At 47.3% G+C, this 13221-nt stretch carries 14 protein-coding genes; 1 reads left to right on the top strand and 13 read right to left on the bottom strand.

The window, feature by feature from the left end:
- Positions 1 to 435: 435 nt before the first annotated feature.
- Positions 436 to 987, bottom strand: coding sequence for a hypothetical protein (locus tag MHH93_RS27775; RefSeq protein ID WP_500056686.1), 552 nt, complete (start codon positions 985 to 987; stop codon positions 436 to 438).
- A 90-nt stretch (positions 988 to 1077) separates the two neighbouring features.
- Here MHH93_RS27775 and MHH93_RS27770 point away from each other — a divergent pair, with 90 nt between their 5' ends.
- The gene (locus tag MHH93_RS27770; RefSeq protein WP_500056685.1) at positions 1078 to 1668 is read left to right on the top strand and encodes a TetR/AcrR family transcriptional regulator; all 591 of its coding nucleotides are present in this window, start codon (positions 1078 to 1080) and stop codon (positions 1666 to 1668) included.
- An 85-nt stretch (positions 1669 to 1753) separates the two neighbouring features.
- On the opposite strand, the gene MHH93_RS27765 is transcribed toward MHH93_RS27770, so the two are convergent.
- The 12 genes from MHH93_RS27765 to cysK form a co-directional block, all read right to left on the bottom strand.
- Positions 1754 to 3091, bottom strand: coding sequence for a TrkH family potassium uptake protein (locus MHH93_RS27765; protein ID WP_500056683.1), 1338 nt, complete (start codon positions 3089 to 3091; stop codon positions 1754 to 1756).
- A 204-nt stretch (positions 3092 to 3295) separates the two neighbouring features.
- On the bottom strand, positions 3296 to 4807 hold the full coding sequence (gene lysS, locus MHH93_RS27760) for a lysine--tRNA ligase (protein ID WP_442034866.1): 1512 nt from the start codon (positions 4805 to 4807) through the stop codon (positions 3296 to 3298).
- A gap of 117 nt (positions 4808 to 4924) precedes the next feature.
- Positions 4925 to 5404 (bottom strand): transcription elongation factor GreA, encoded by a 480-nt coding sequence (gene greA / locus MHH93_RS27755; protein WP_076216743.1) that lies wholly within the window; start codon positions 5402 to 5404, stop codon positions 4925 to 4927.
- A 251-nt stretch (positions 5405 to 5655) separates the two neighbouring features.
- On the bottom strand, positions 5656 to 6675 hold the full coding sequence (gene dusB / locus MHH93_RS27750) for a tRNA dihydrouridine synthase DusB (protein WP_500056681.1): 1020 nt from the start codon (positions 6673 to 6675) through the stop codon (positions 5656 to 5658).
- Positions 6676 to 6775: 100 nt separating this feature from the next.
- Entirely contained in the window at positions 6776 to 6970 is a 195-nt protein-coding gene (locus tag MHH93_RS27745; RefSeq protein ID WP_458461431.1) for a helix-turn-helix domain-containing protein, read from the bottom strand.
- Positions 6931 to 7479 carry a 2-amino-4-hydroxy-6-hydroxymethyldihydropteridine diphosphokinase gene (gene folK / locus MHH93_RS27740; RefSeq protein ID WP_500056679.1) on the bottom strand — a complete coding sequence of 183 codons (549 nt, stop codon included), beginning with the start codon at positions 7477 to 7479 and terminating at the stop codon, positions 6931 to 6933. The genes MHH93_RS27745 and folK overlap by 40 nt, the downstream gene beginning before the upstream one ends.
- A 9-nt stretch (positions 7480 to 7488) precedes the next feature.
- The gene (gene folB, locus MHH93_RS27735) at positions 7489 to 7851 is read right to left on the bottom strand and encodes a dihydroneopterin aldolase (protein ID WP_500056677.1); all 363 of its coding nucleotides are present in this window, start codon (positions 7849 to 7851) and stop codon (positions 7489 to 7491) included.
- Between the two features lie 82 nt (positions 7852 to 7933).
- Positions 7934 to 8797 carry a dihydropteroate synthase gene (gene folP, locus MHH93_RS27730; RefSeq protein WP_500056676.1) on the bottom strand — a complete coding sequence of 288 codons (864 nt, stop codon included), beginning with the start codon at positions 8795 to 8797 and terminating at the stop codon, positions 7934 to 7936.
- On the bottom strand, positions 8794 to 9678 hold the full coding sequence (locus MHH93_RS27725) for an aminotransferase class IV (protein WP_500056674.1): 885 nt from the start codon (positions 9676 to 9678) through the stop codon (positions 8794 to 8796). Before MHH93_RS27725 ends, folP begins: the two co-directional genes overlap by 4 nt.
- Position 9679: 1 nt before the next feature.
- Positions 9680 to 10255: an aminodeoxychorismate/anthranilate synthase component II gene (pabA, locus tag MHH93_RS27720; RefSeq protein WP_500056672.1), complete on the bottom strand. Its 576-nt coding sequence runs from the start codon at positions 10253 to 10255 to the stop codon at positions 9680 to 9682.
- A 49-nt stretch (positions 10256 to 10304) separates the two neighbouring features.
- The gene (locus MHH93_RS27715; RefSeq protein ID WP_500056671.1) at positions 10305 to 11918 is read right to left on the bottom strand and encodes an anthranilate synthase component I family protein; all 1614 of its coding nucleotides are present in this window, start codon (positions 11916 to 11918) and stop codon (positions 10305 to 10307) included.
- Between the two features lie 139 nt (positions 11919 to 12057).
- Complete coding sequence (gene cysK / locus MHH93_RS27710; protein ID WP_339238945.1) at positions 12058 to 12996, bottom strand: cysteine synthase A; 939 nt, start codon at positions 12994 to 12996, stop codon at positions 12058 to 12060.
- Between the last annotated feature and the right edge of the window lie 225 nt (positions 12997 to 13221).

The raw sequence follows: 13221 nt of genomic DNA, 5'->3' as shown, positions 1-13221 counted from the left end.
CCAATAAAGTTTTGAAAAGAGCGATAAGCTCATTTTGAATCTGACGAGATTAAAATCTCATTTGTGCTCCAGTCGATCCAAGCCAAGGCTTGTTTCAAACTTTCGCGTTCATTCTGCAAGCAGAATGTTTACTCACTCGTTGTTCAGTTTTCAAAGATCAAACTTGTTCCATTACCGAATGTCGTTCTCTTCAGCAACTTTTATATCTTATCACATCCGAACCAACTTTGCAAGCTCTTTTTTTAAGTTTCTTTCGAAGCTTATTTGATTCGCTTGCCGCACCGTGTAAACTGTGTTTTCTTGGCCGGAATTAGAATATACCATGTACAGATATTGATTGCAAGTCTTTTTTATCTACAATATCAGTTCAATCTCATGCGGACGTACATATGGTACTTTTCCACCCTAGCAAGTTCGTATGCACGTCCTATCATCTTATTGTTTAACATTCCGGACTGGAATCTTTCGTGGCCATAAACTATAGCTAAAGCTTATCAGAAAATCGATACCGAGTACCATGCCCCACACTTTAATCATATTATTGAAGACGGCGGTACGTTCAGCATCCCCAATCCACCAGATCATGGCATATAGAAATGTACTACCTATAGCCCAAGCCAAAAGATGTCTAAACCATCCACTACGCTCACGACTCGCATGCTCTCTGCCATATAACTTGTTGTTACGAGGATTCTCTCCTCCCTTAAACCAATATAGGAAGTACCGGTCTGCCCAAGCGATCATCTGATGACCATAAGCAATGCTTACTCCGATATACACCGCAGCAATACCATGAATCACGCCCGCTGTAGCTCCACGCTGAAGATCCATCACAGTGGCCACCAGCAGCAACAGATCCACTATTGGTGTTGCCATCAGCAAACCAATGCCTAACCTTTTCATGCCAAGAAGATACCTGACACATAGACCCGCAAACACAAACACCCAAAAGGCAATCTCACATCCTATAATGAAATAACCAATCATCTGTTAGCCCCCTTATCTTTATAATACGAATGTATTAAATACAATTTAGCACGTTTGTATCATAATAATCAACAGTGATATAATGTTCTTATGCCTAAAATTGTTGATCATGATAAACAGCGTGTGCTCGTGGCCGAGGCAGCTTGGCGTATTATACGAAGAGATGGCATGGAACAAGCCTCTGTTCGGAATATTGCGGAAGAAGCTGGAATTTCGGTCGGTTCGATGCGTCACTATTTTTCTACTCAGTCCGAACTACTACGATATGCCATGAATCTGGTATCCGAACGGGTATCCAACCGAATCCAACAAATGTCTTTTACCGGATCTCCCTTGGACAATATGAAATGTTTGTTACTTGAGTTATTACCAAACACAGATGAAAAACTGGCCGAAATGGAGGTGTGGTACGCTTTTACAGCCAGATCCAAAACTGATTCTACACTTAAAGAACTTGCCGATACCGTTTATGACGAACTCAGACAGGCTGTAAGCTATGTTATCACTCACCTGAACGAACATGATCTCACCCAACCAGATCTTGATATTGGACTTGAGATCGAGAGATTGTACGCACTCGTGGATGGCTTGGGTATCCATACCGTTCTTAGACCCGACAAGATGAATGCCAAGCTCATGGACGATGTACTCACTTTGCATCTTGCTTCCTTGTGCCGTTAAACAAAAAAAACCGCAGTACATTCGTTGTGACTAAGGCCTGTTACGATAACAGAAGTTAGTTCTGAATGTCTGACGGTTTTTCTTTTTATCCGATAATGATCCGGCCCTCCGGATGACGATACAGTTTCTTCTCTTTGCGCGGACGAAGAGCATACGCGATGGTTAATGGTCCGATCCGACCTACAAACATGGTAAAGGTGATAATGATTTTTCCCCAATTGGTCAACTCATCGGTCACTCCCACGGAAAGACCCACGGTACCGATTGCGGATGCAGCTTCAAACATCAGTGACAGGAACGGTGCATCCTCTGTCGTAAGCAGAAGCATCACCACGATCATGAATATGATCAGTGAAACCATAATAATGGTCAATGCTCTCATCAGCAGCTCCTTCGGAACACGTTGGCGGAAAAACACGATATCCTTATTTCCCCGAATCATGGCATACACTGCACCAATCATGATCAGGAATGTAGTCGTTTTGATTCCGCCCCCGGTCGATCCCGGAGAAGCCCCGATAAACATCAGCAGAATGAAGAAGAATTGGGTAGCTTGCCTCATCTCTGTAATATCGATTGTACTCGTTCCCGACGAACGTGTAGAGACAGACTGGAAGAAGGACGCATAGATCTTCTCGCTCCAGGTGAGTGAAGCCAGCGTATGTCCATTGGTAAATTCGAAAACAAACAACACAATCGCTCCTATACCGATCAGCGCTCCCGACACAGACAGTACCAGTTTGGACTGTAGGGATAGGCGCCTGCGTTTGCGATACTCAAACAGATCATTTAACACAACGAAGCCCAATCCACCAGAGATAACGAGAACAGAAGCAGTGATGTTGAATATCCAATCTCCGGTGTAATATTGAAAGCTATTACCGAACAGATCAAAGCCACCATTATTAAACAGTGAAACGGAATGAAATATCCCATAGTACACAGCCTGGCCAAAGGGCATCTCCGTTGCCCAGCGCAGCGCCAGTATGACGGCAGCTACCCCTTCGATGGTAAAGGAGAAAATCAGGACCTTGCGGATAATGCGTACGATCCCTTCCATACTGTCTGCATTTATGGCTTCTTTGAGTAATAGCCTATCCTTCAGTGAGATTCGCTTGCCCAATACCAACGCAAAAAGGGTAGCCATGGTCATGAAGCCGAGTCCACCAAGCTGCATTAATATCATAATGACGATCTGACCAAACAAATTAAACGTCGTCCCTACATCCACAACGACAAGTCCAGTCACACATGCAGCAGAAGTTGATGTAAAGAGCGCGTCAATAAACGCCAAATGCACACCGCTTTGGTTGGAGATTGGCAACATAAGAAGCACCGTACCAATCGCAATGATAAGCAGGAAACCACCGACAAGGATTAACGGAGGAGATAAAAATTTGGCAAAGTGAAGCCTGAACTTCATGAAGGGCACCTCTTTTAACAAAATGCGAACAGGTTAATCTACATAAAATACAAAACGCAGTTCCAACATAATGGCGTGCTGTGAACAGGGCGTTCTGACAGATTTCATTTATAGCGCCTATGTAAACCTAAAGAGGAACTTGCCTCAGCATCTTACTGAACGGCAGGTTCCTCTTCTATTATGAACGTATGATACGTTCCTTATTTAATCTTGCGTACGAGGACGCATGTGCGGGAAGAGCAGTACGTCACGAATCGAAGGGGAGTTGGTAAGCAGCATGATCAGGCGATCAACCCCGATTCCCAATCCACCTGTTGGTGGCATACCATATTCAAGCGCACGGATGAAGTCATCATCCATCTCATGAGCTTCGTCGTTCCCATGTTCTTTCTCCAGCATCTGTGCTTCAAAGCGCTGACGTTGATCGATTGGATCATTCAGCTCTGTAAAAGCATTGGCATGCTCGCGTCCAACGATGAACAATTCGAAGCGATCCGTGAAGCGTGGGTCTACATCATTTTTCTTCGCCAGCGGTGAGATCTCAAGAGGATGTCCGGTAATGAAAGTCGGTTGAATCAACGTCTCTTCCACAAATTCCTCAAAGAATGCGTTCAAAATATGACCAAATGTCATATGTTTTTCAACCGGAACCTTATGTTCCTTCGCCAAGCTATGTGCTTCCTCATCCGTCATATGTACGGAGAAGTCTACGCCCACAACTTCCTTAACTGCATCCACCATCGTAACACGACGCCACTGCGGCGTAAGATCTACTTCATGGTCTCCATACTGGATCACTTGCGTACCCAGCACTTCCTGTGCAATATGAGCTACCAGGTTCTCCGTCAATTGCATAATATCCTTGTAGTCGGCATATGCCTCATACAATTCAATCATTGTGAACTCCGGATTGTGACGTGTGGACATACCTTCATTCCGGTATACACGGCCGATCTCATATACCTTCTCCAGTCCGCCAACAATTAGACGTTTCAGGTGAAGCTCAATCGCAATCCGCATGTACAGTTCCATATCCAGCGCATTGTGATGTGTGATGAACGGACGTGCTGCAGCTCCTCCTGCGATGGTATGCAACGTAGGTGTTTCCACTTCCAGATATCCAAGGGAATCCAGGTAACGACGCATCGATTGAATGATTTTGGAACGTGCGATAAAGGTCTGTTGTACGTCCGGGCTCATAATCAGGTCAACATAACGCTGGCGGTAACGCAGCTCTACGTCGGTGAGACCATGGAATTTATCCGGAAGCGGATAGAGCGATTTGGACAGCACTTCAAGATCTTTAACTTTGACAGAAGTTTCACCTGTTTTGGTCTTAAAGATCACGCCAGTTACCCCAACGATATCGCCAAGGTCCAGCAGGCTGAATGCCGCATACTTGTCTTCAGGCACGGTATCCTGACGAACATAGATCTGGATTCTGCCGCTCAGGTCCTGAATATGTGCAAAGCTAGCTTTACCCATTCCCCGCTTCGCCATGATCCGTCCGGCAATACTGACTTCGATGTGCTTCTCTTCCAGCTCTTCCTTGGTCAGTTCTTCATACTTCTTCAGAATGGAGCCGGCTTCTTCGGTACGTACGTATTTTTGGCCAAAAGGGTCGATTCCCAATTTGCGGAGCTCGTCCAATTTGTCACGGCGAATTTGTAAAAGCTCGCTAAGTTCGGTTTCCTGATTCAAGACTTCATCCGTCATGATCTGTATTCATCTCCTTATTTACATTGCAGGCATCGCGTGAGGACACTCTATCCTCAAATATTGAAAAAGCTTCCCTAAGGAAGCTTTTGTTTACCGTGCCCAACTGCTTCGTTGCTATAGCTTTTTAATATCTACAATTTTATATTGAATTACGCCAGCAGGTACACTTACATCAACAACTGTACCGTTTTTCTTGCCCAGGATCGCTTTGCCGACAGGGCTTTCGTTGGAGATCTTGTTCTGAAGTGGGTTAGACTCAGCCGATCCTACAATTGTATATTCTGTGATGTCGCCGAATTCCAAATCTTCTACAGTAACGGTGGCACCTACACTTACAACATCCGTATCAATCTCATCACTGTTAATGATGCGTGCGTTCCGAAGCATTTTCTCCAAAGTAATAATACGACCTTCAATGAAAGCCTGTTCGTTCTTTGCGTCTTCGTATTCAGAGTTCTCACTGATATCTCCATAACCGATGGCTACCTTAATCCGTTCAGCCACTTCGCGGCGCTTCACTGATTTCAATGTTTCCAGTTCTTCTTCCAGCTTCTTAAGTCCCTCTGGTGTAAGGATAACTTCCTTGTCGCTCATCTCAACCGATTCTCCTGTCATGGGAATAATTTGATTGTACGGCAACGGAATCAGTGCTGATTACAGAGCTCCGCCCGCATACATCTTCAAAACTATATGAAGTTCTCCAGAGAAATAGAATATTCCTCCTGATGACTAGCCTTTAATTAACGCACATGGCGAATTTATACTGTGAAATTATAGGGGAACGATCTCGAAAAGTCAATGTTACGTCCCCTGTAGCTGTAAACGGTTTATGGCTACGTTAATAATTAAGATACATTTCCGGCAATTACCGGTTCTGACTCCAAATTACCTTCGCTTTTCAGCTGACCTACAAAGCTCTCGAGAATCTGTACCATCTCATCCCGCTTGGTTCCTTCCATAATAACGTCCTTAATACGGGCAGATCCTTTCAAGCCTTTCAAATACCAAGCCAGATGTTTACGCATCTCGCGTACGGCAACCGTCTCATTCTTCAATGCGATCAGGCGGTCCATATGCAGAATGGCAACGCGGATCTTCTCTTCGCCATTAGGGTCAGGAAGCAATTCTCCCGTGCTTAAGTATTGAATGGTACGATACAGCATCCATGGGTTACCCAAGGCGGCACGACCGATCATCACTCCATCACAACCCGTTTCATCCAGCATACGGCGTGCATCCTCTGGTGTATGGACATCGCCATTACCAATTACCGGAATAGAGACAGCCTCTTTTACATCTTTGATGTGTGACCAGTCAGCTGTACCTGTGTAAAGTTGCTCACGTGTACGACCATGCACACTTACCGCCTGCCCACCCGCACGTTCAACCGCGAGCGCATTCTCTACCGCGAAGATATGCTCGTTATCCCAGCCAATACGCATCTTAACCGTCACCGGCTTCTCAACCGCATCGACTACAGCAGATACCATCTCATAGATCTTGTTGGGATCAAGCAACCAACGTGCACCTGCATCACATTTTGTTACCTTTGGCACAGGGCATCCCATGTTAATGTCGATGATGTCTGCATTGGTTTCTTTGTCCACAATTTTGGCTGCTTCTATAAGGGAATCCCGATCTCCCCCAAAAATCTGAAGGCTCAGCGGTTTCTCACGCTCATCTACAAACAACATTTCACGTGTACGCTGGTTGCCATGGACAATGGCTTTGCCACTCACCATCTCCGCGCATACGAGGCCTGTTCCGAATTCTTTTGCGATCAAACGAAAAGCCGGATTACATACGCCAGCCATCGGCGCAAGTACGACCTGGTTTTTCATTTCAATGCCACCAATGTTAAGCACGGTAGTCGTTTCACTCCTTTTTAATTCTGTATAAATCAACGATATAAGGTTCGATCAATGTCTTGGTTGGTTGTTGTAATATGACGAAACCGAAACGGTCCTACTTGCCCTGCAACTCCTCAATACTGATTGCCAGCACACCCGCAATTCGATCCAGCTCTTGCTGGGATACCTTACGGTTCCCCCGCTCAATGGTTCCCAGAATGGCCAGCGAGATGCCGGTCTCGGCAGCAAGTTCATGTTGTGTTAAACCTTTCAGCTTCCGGAATGCCCGGATTCGATTGGCCAATTGCATGTTTTCCAAAGCTGTATTCCATCCTTTCCATCCAGTACAGACAACGATGAGTGTACAAAGGTATACAAACCTGAAACCTCGCCCTCCGGTACGATATCTGACAGTGGCACCAATACAAAAGCCCGTTCACCCATACGGGGATGAGGCAATTGAAGCAATTCGGTATCACGCGTCTCACCATGCATCCAGAGCAGATCCAGATCAACGGTGCGTGGTCCCCAGCGAATATCACGAACACGTCCAAGCCGGTTCTCGATATCCAGTAATTCCGTAAGCAACTGCTCCGGTGTCAGCATCGCCTTTACGGCGACTGCCATATTCAGAAACGCAGGCTGATCTACATATCCTACAGGCTCCGTCTCATATAGTGCAGAACAACGCAGAACGGATATATGAGGGTGTTCATCCAGCATAGACAATGCTTCAAACAGCGTCTGTTCCCGGTCACCCAAATTGGCCCCTAAAGCAATATAAGCCTCTGAAGATTCAGAGGTCGAATGTGCAATCATGATCGGTTCTCACTTTCTTGTGCGGCGAAGCTCTACCGTTACGCCTTCAAAATGAATATCGAATGGCGGATGTGGCTTCGTCACCTTGACTGTCAATGCATTGATAATAGTATAAGTGTCTAGTAAAGAAGATGCAATATGTTCGCCCAAAGCTTCAATTAACTGGAATGATTTATTTTCAACGATCTGTTTTACCAGCTCATGGATCTCCGCATAATTGATCGTTTTGGTCAGATCATCGTTACGTCCAGCCTCACTCAGGTCCATATCGATCTCCAGATCAATATAGTATCGCTGCCCAAGCTTCCGTTCTTCTGCAAATACACCGTGATATCCGTAATACTCCATTCGATGCATAACCATTCTATCCATACGATCCGCCTGCCCTCTATATATATTAAAATTTTGAAAAACGCTGCACTTCAACTGGACGGGTCACCCGGACCCGCCAGCCTTATTTCCTCCGTAGACCCGGAGAAGCATATAACATAGCATCACACATGTCTGCCGTCCGCCGAATCGGCTTCACATCATGAACCCGCACCATCTGGCAGCCTTGGGCAATGCCAAATGCAACAGTTGCAGCCGTTCCTTCCAGTGCATCATCCGCCCCGACATTCAGAGTGTTCTGGATGAACCTTTTGCGTGAGGTGGCTAACAGCACGGGATATCCCATTTCATTGAGCAAACCGAGCGAAGACATAAGGGCCAGATTCTCCTTCAGATCCTTCACAAAACCAATACCCGGGTCCAGGATAATCTGATCTGCCTTTACGCCGGCTGCCAGTGCAAGTTGAATGCTCTCCTTCACATCGCTGACGACATCACTCAGATAATCGGTATAGTTTCGCTCCTGCCGATTATGCATGAGAATGATGGGACACCCCAGCTCTGCTGCCGTGCGGGCCATATCTGGATCTGCCTTGGCGCCCCACACATCATTAATGATATGAGCACCTGCTAGAATGGCCTGACGCGCAACATCAGCCTTATACGTGTCTACCGATATCGGAATGTGCGGGGCTTGCTGATGCAATGCTTCAATAACCGGAATGATCCGGCGCAGCTCTTCATCGGCACCCACGACATCTGAACCTGGCCGGGTGGACTCCCCGCCAATATCAATCAGGTCCGCTCCGTCCTCCATCATCTGCATGGCATGGGCCACCGCCCGCTCCACGTTGGTATAACGTCCACCATCCGAGAACGAGTCAGGCGTGACGTTAAGAATGCCCATGATCTGTGTTCTTGCACCCAGCTTCAACTCAGCTGGCCCCCATGCATAGTTCCGTTCATAGATGACAGGTGTAAGTGTCATGAAGTATACCCCGCTTTCTGCCGGTACATACCCAGAAGGACTGCTGTAACCGGGCCTATATGTTTGTTGCTGACTATCGTTTCGGCTCCGTCCTGATCCCGCAGAGTTGTAACCGGAACCAGTTCGGCAACCGAGCCGGTTAAAAATATTTCATCGGCTTGCAGGAGATCCTCCCAAGCCGCTAGAGTTTCTATGCAGGCAATTCCTTGTTGAGTAGCGATCTCAAGTACCACAGCTCTAGTGATGCCCGGCAGAATGCCGGTTGAGAGTGCCGGCGTGTAGACTACATTTTCCCGTACCCAAAATACATTGCTGACGATCCCTTCCGCTATATGACCATCCCGGGTTAATTGTAACCCTTCCGCACCCTGCACATGCTGCCCGTATCCATTAAGCTCCCGTTTCGCCAGAATGCTGTTCATGTAATGGAGCGACTTGAACCGCACTTCTCCTTCGGGCGTGTTGCGAGGTGTAGACAACCGTTGGAGCATTTTGCCGCTCTCATATAAAGAGGGAGAAGGTTCAGGTAATGCTTTTGCCAGTACAATATGATTCGGCTTCGAATAATCACCAGAAGGTAGGCCAAGCGGCGCTTCACCGGCTGATACCGTGTATCGCACGTAGGCATCCTGAAGTCCGTTCGCCTGCATCAAACGTTGAATCCAATCGGTCACCTCTGCCGCGGTTGTTGTAAAAGGAATGCCCAGTTCTTCACACCCCGAAGCCATCCGCTCCAGATGCCGTTCCAGCAGAAAAGGGATGCCCTGATAGGTTCGAAACGTCTCGAACAATCCCAGTCCGTACAAAAAGCCGTGATCCGTTACAGGAACCACGGCTGCCGCCATATTGAGCAACTCTCCGTTTATCGCGGCATATTGCATATTATACCTTCACCTGTTGGGACAGGAAGTTGCGAAGCATCTGATGCCCATGGTCTGTAATAATGGATTCCGGGTGGAATTGAACCCCTTCAATTGCATATTCTTTGTGACGCAAACCCATAATTTCGCCTTCAGCTGTCTCCGCTGTAATCTCCAGGCAGTCCGGCAGACTGCTGCGCTCTACAATGAGGGAGTGATAACGGGTAGCTGTAAATGGGGACGGCAATCCGGCAAATACGGATGTTCCATTATGGTGCATCTCCGATGTTTTGCCGTGCATCATGCGCTCCGCACGAATGACATTGCCACCAAACGCTTGTCCAATGGACTGATGCCCCAGACAAACACCAAAGATCGGAATGCTTCCCTTGAAATGCTCAATGACTGCCAAGCTAATGCCCGCTTCATTGGGTGTACAAGGACCCGGAGAGATCAGAATATGATCAGGTGCCAGTGCCTCTATGCCTGCCAAATCAATCTCGTCATTGCGGCGAACTTCCACCATCTCGCCCAGTTCACCCAGATATTGAACCAGGTTGTACGTGAAGGAATCGTAATTATCGATAACCAGTATCATATGCCTGCTCCTCCTCATCTTCCGTCAATCAAGTGACGGTTGCTTCCTTTTATTTTAGTTTAACAGCTTCCGTTCGTTTCGCTAGATCTTGTTCAATAACTCTGCTTGCTTCTGCTTCCTCGCTGTAATTCACAGCTCTCATCATCGCTCTTGCCTTGTTGCGGCATTCCTTGTATTCCCGATATGGATCGGAATCAATGACAATACCTGCACCAGCTTGTACATAACCAATACCATCCTTAATGGCAAGCGTACGAATGACGATGTTCAATTCCATATTTCCACTGTAATCCATCCACCCGATGGAACCCGTATAAGGCCCACGCCGCACAGGCTCAAGCTCCTCGATAATCTCCATGGTGCGGACTTTGGGTGCTCCGGTAATCGTTCCACCCGGGAATGTCGCAGCAATCACATCAAATACGGATAACCCTACTGCCAGTCTGCCTTCCACTTGGGAAACGAGATGCATGACATGGGAATACTTCTCGATGGTCATCAATTCAGGCACATGAACAGAACCGTAGGCTGCAATCCGTCCGATATCATTACGTTCCAGATCGACAAGCATAATATGCTCCGCCCGTTCCTTCTCACTACCCAGCAGTTCATCCGCCATAGCCTTATCCTCTGCCTCATCACGGCCCCTTCTTCGGGTCCCTGCGATGGGACGTGCACTGACTTTGCCATTCTCCACTTTGACCAGAAGTTCAGGAGATCCGCTTACCAGTTGAAAGTCTGGACTACGAAGCATACCCATATACGGTGATGGATTCACGAGGCGTAACCATTCATAAATATGCTCGGCGCTCGAATGAAGCCGCTTTTCCTGTCTCAAGGACAGATTCACTTGGAACACATCGCCCTGTCTGATATATTCCTGTACCGTGCGTACAGCCTGTTCAAAGTCCTCCTGTGGAAAGGAGGTTGCCCACCCTTCGGATTCCCTGTTCGCATCTTCCGGCTGTGGGGTGCGATTGACCTGATTGTTGCGATGTTCCAGTGCCTGCTGTTGTTCCTCTGCCTGTGCAGCCCCCATGATATGAAGCCATCGTTGCTGCATCGCTGTCGCTCGTGCTTCGGCCACTGCATATAGACTACGGATATCGGTTTCGTTCGGGTTAGGCTCTACAGCCAGATGAACCATGCAGAAAAGGACCTGCTGCTGATGGTCATACGCCCATATTTCTTCAAAACGCATCCACCAGTAATCCGGCAGAGCTGGGTTATCTTCTGCCAGGGCTGGAAGTTTCTCCAACGATCTGGCTACATCATAGCTGAGATAACCTGCGTATCCACCCCCAAAGTCTGGAGCCCCAGTAACCTTAGGCGCACGATAAGGAGCAGTCCATCTCTTCAATACATCAAGCGGCTTGCCGCTGTCTATCGAAGTTGTTCCTTCCGGTAAATCACGAATAACCGCTTCCTGACCCTTCCCGGAAATAACGGATACGGGGTCTAGTCCCAGAAATGTATATCTCCCGCCTTTGCCATTCTCCAACACAATTGCATATGGTGACGCCTGTTCCCAGGCTGCCTCCCACGATAACGGTAAACCGCCATGATACGGCCCCTCATCCGACTTGGTGATATAGGGCAACATGGTCCAGCCTTGTTCAGCCCACTCCATCCAGTCGGCGTATGTTGTCATCAGGTGTGTCATTGCGGTGTGCCGCCCTCCATCTGTCGCTAGTTCTATTGTCTGATAGTATACTAAAGCGCCGCTCCTTTTAAAAGCATTACGCCAAAAATCCTCCATACCCGTCAGCGGGCAAGGAGGATTGGTTTTGTCATTTGTAGGCTTAGCCTTCGAAGTTGTAAAGCGGTGTGCTGAGGTAACGTTCACCGTTACTTGGCACGATTACAACAACGCGTTTGCCCGCGCCCAATTGTTTCGCAACCTGGAGACCTGCACGGATCGCTGCACCAGAGGAAATACCGGACAGGATGCCCTCTTCCTTCGCTACCTGACGAGCCGTCTCGAATGCATCATCATTCTCAATGTGGATGATCTCATCATAGATTTCTTGGTCGAGAATCTCAGGAATAAAGTTGGCACCAATTCCTTGGATCTTATGAGGTCCTGGTTTGCCGCCTGCGAGAATTGGCGAAGCTGCTGGCTCAACTGCAACAATTTTAATACCAGGGAAAGCTTCTTTCAGCACTTCGCCTGTACCTGTAATTGTTCCGCCTGTACCAATTCCGGCAATGAACGCATCCAACGTACCGCCCACAGACTGAATAGCGTCAACAATCTCAGGACCAGTCGTTTCACGGTGGATTTTCACGTTGGCTTTATTTTTAAATTGCTCAGCCATGAAGTAGGATGGATTTTCTTTCAGCAGTTCTTCGGCTTTTTTAACAGCACCATTCATACCTTCAGCTCCAGGTGTAAGCACAAGCTCAGCACCATACGCACGAAGCAAGTTGCGACGCTCCAAGCTCATCGTCTCAGGCATTACAATTACGGACTTGTAGCCTTTGGCTGCAGCCACCATCGCGAGTCCGATTCCTGTGTTACCACTTGTTGCTTCGATAATGGTATCACCTGGTTTCAGCTTGCCTTCTTTTTCCGCTTCTTCCACAATGCTAATTGCGATACGGTCTTTCACGCTTGAACCTGGATTCTGATACTCCAGCTTCACGAATACTTCAGCACTGCCTTCAGGTACGATACGGTTCAGACGAACAAGCGGAGTACCTCCGATGAGTTCTGTTACGTTATTAACTACTTTAGCCATATGAATGCCCTCCTTAGTGGATGAATAAAACTTGAGTCCTGTTAACCTATACTGTGCGGCCGATAGCCTCTGGGATGTTATAGAAGAACTGCGGAAATCCTGTTGCTCCCATCCCTTACTGCTAAGATTTCTAGACAGGGTGAAGGTTTCCGAAAGTTTCTTTGTTCATAAGTAAAGCTTTTATATCCGAGTAAACGAGTAGGTATTTATTATTTTCATCTTATC

The organism is Priestia sp. FSL H7-0729, assembly GCF_038005685.1.
Taxonomy (GTDB): Bacteria; Bacillota; Bacilli; order Paenibacillales; family Paenibacillaceae; genus Paenibacillus.
Note: the sequence above shows the minus strand (reverse complement) of the source record. Positions and strands in the feature narration are given on the sequence as shown.

Excerpts from the sequence above, each read along its gene's own strand:
- MHH93_RS27775 (WP_500056686.1), bottom strand. The coding sequence starts at position 987 with ATGATTGGTTATTTCATTATAGGATGTGAGATTGCCTTTTGGGTGTTT.
- MHH93_RS27770 (WP_500056685.1), top strand. The coding sequence starts at position 1,078 with ATGCCTAAAATTGTTGATCATGATAAACAGCGTGTGCTCGTGGCCGAG.
- MHH93_RS27765 (WP_500056683.1), bottom strand. The coding sequence starts at position 3,091 with ATGAAGTTCAGGCTTCACTTTGCCAAATTTTTATCTCCTCCGTTAATC.
- lysS (WP_442034866.1), bottom strand. The coding sequence starts at position 4,807 with ATGACGGATGAAGTCTTGAATCAGGAAACCGAACTTAGCGAGCTTTTA.
- greA (WP_076216743.1), bottom strand. The coding sequence starts at position 5,404 with ATGAGCGACAAGGAAGTTATCCTTACACCAGAGGGACTTAAGAAGCTG.
- MHH93_RS27745 (WP_458461431.1), bottom strand. The coding sequence starts at position 6,970 with ATGCAATTGGCCAATCGAATCCGGGCATTCCGGAAGCTGAAAGGTTTA.
- folK (WP_500056679.1), bottom strand. The coding sequence starts at position 7,479 with ATGATTGCACATTCGACCTCTGAATCTTCAGAGGCTTATATTGCTTTA.
- folB (WP_500056677.1), bottom strand. The coding sequence starts at position 7,851 with ATGGATAGAATGGTTATGCATCGAATGGAGTATTACGGATATCACGGT.
- folP (WP_500056676.1), bottom strand. The coding sequence starts at position 8,797 with ATGACACTTACACCTGTCATCTATGAACGGAACTATGCATGGGGGCCA.
- MHH93_RS27725 (WP_500056674.1), bottom strand. The coding sequence starts at position 9,678 with ATGCAATATGCCGCGATAAACGGAGAGTTGCTCAATATGGCGGCAGCC.
- pabA (WP_500056672.1), bottom strand. The coding sequence starts at position 10,255 with ATGATACTGGTTATCGATAATTACGATTCCTTCACGTACAACCTGGTT.
- MHH93_RS27715 (WP_500056671.1), bottom strand. The coding sequence starts at position 11,918 with ATGACACACCTGATGACAACATACGCCGACTGGATGGAGTGGGCTGAA.
- cysK (WP_339238945.1), bottom strand. The coding sequence starts at position 12,996 with ATGGCTAAAGTAGTTAATAACGTAACAGAACTCATCGGAGGTACTCCG.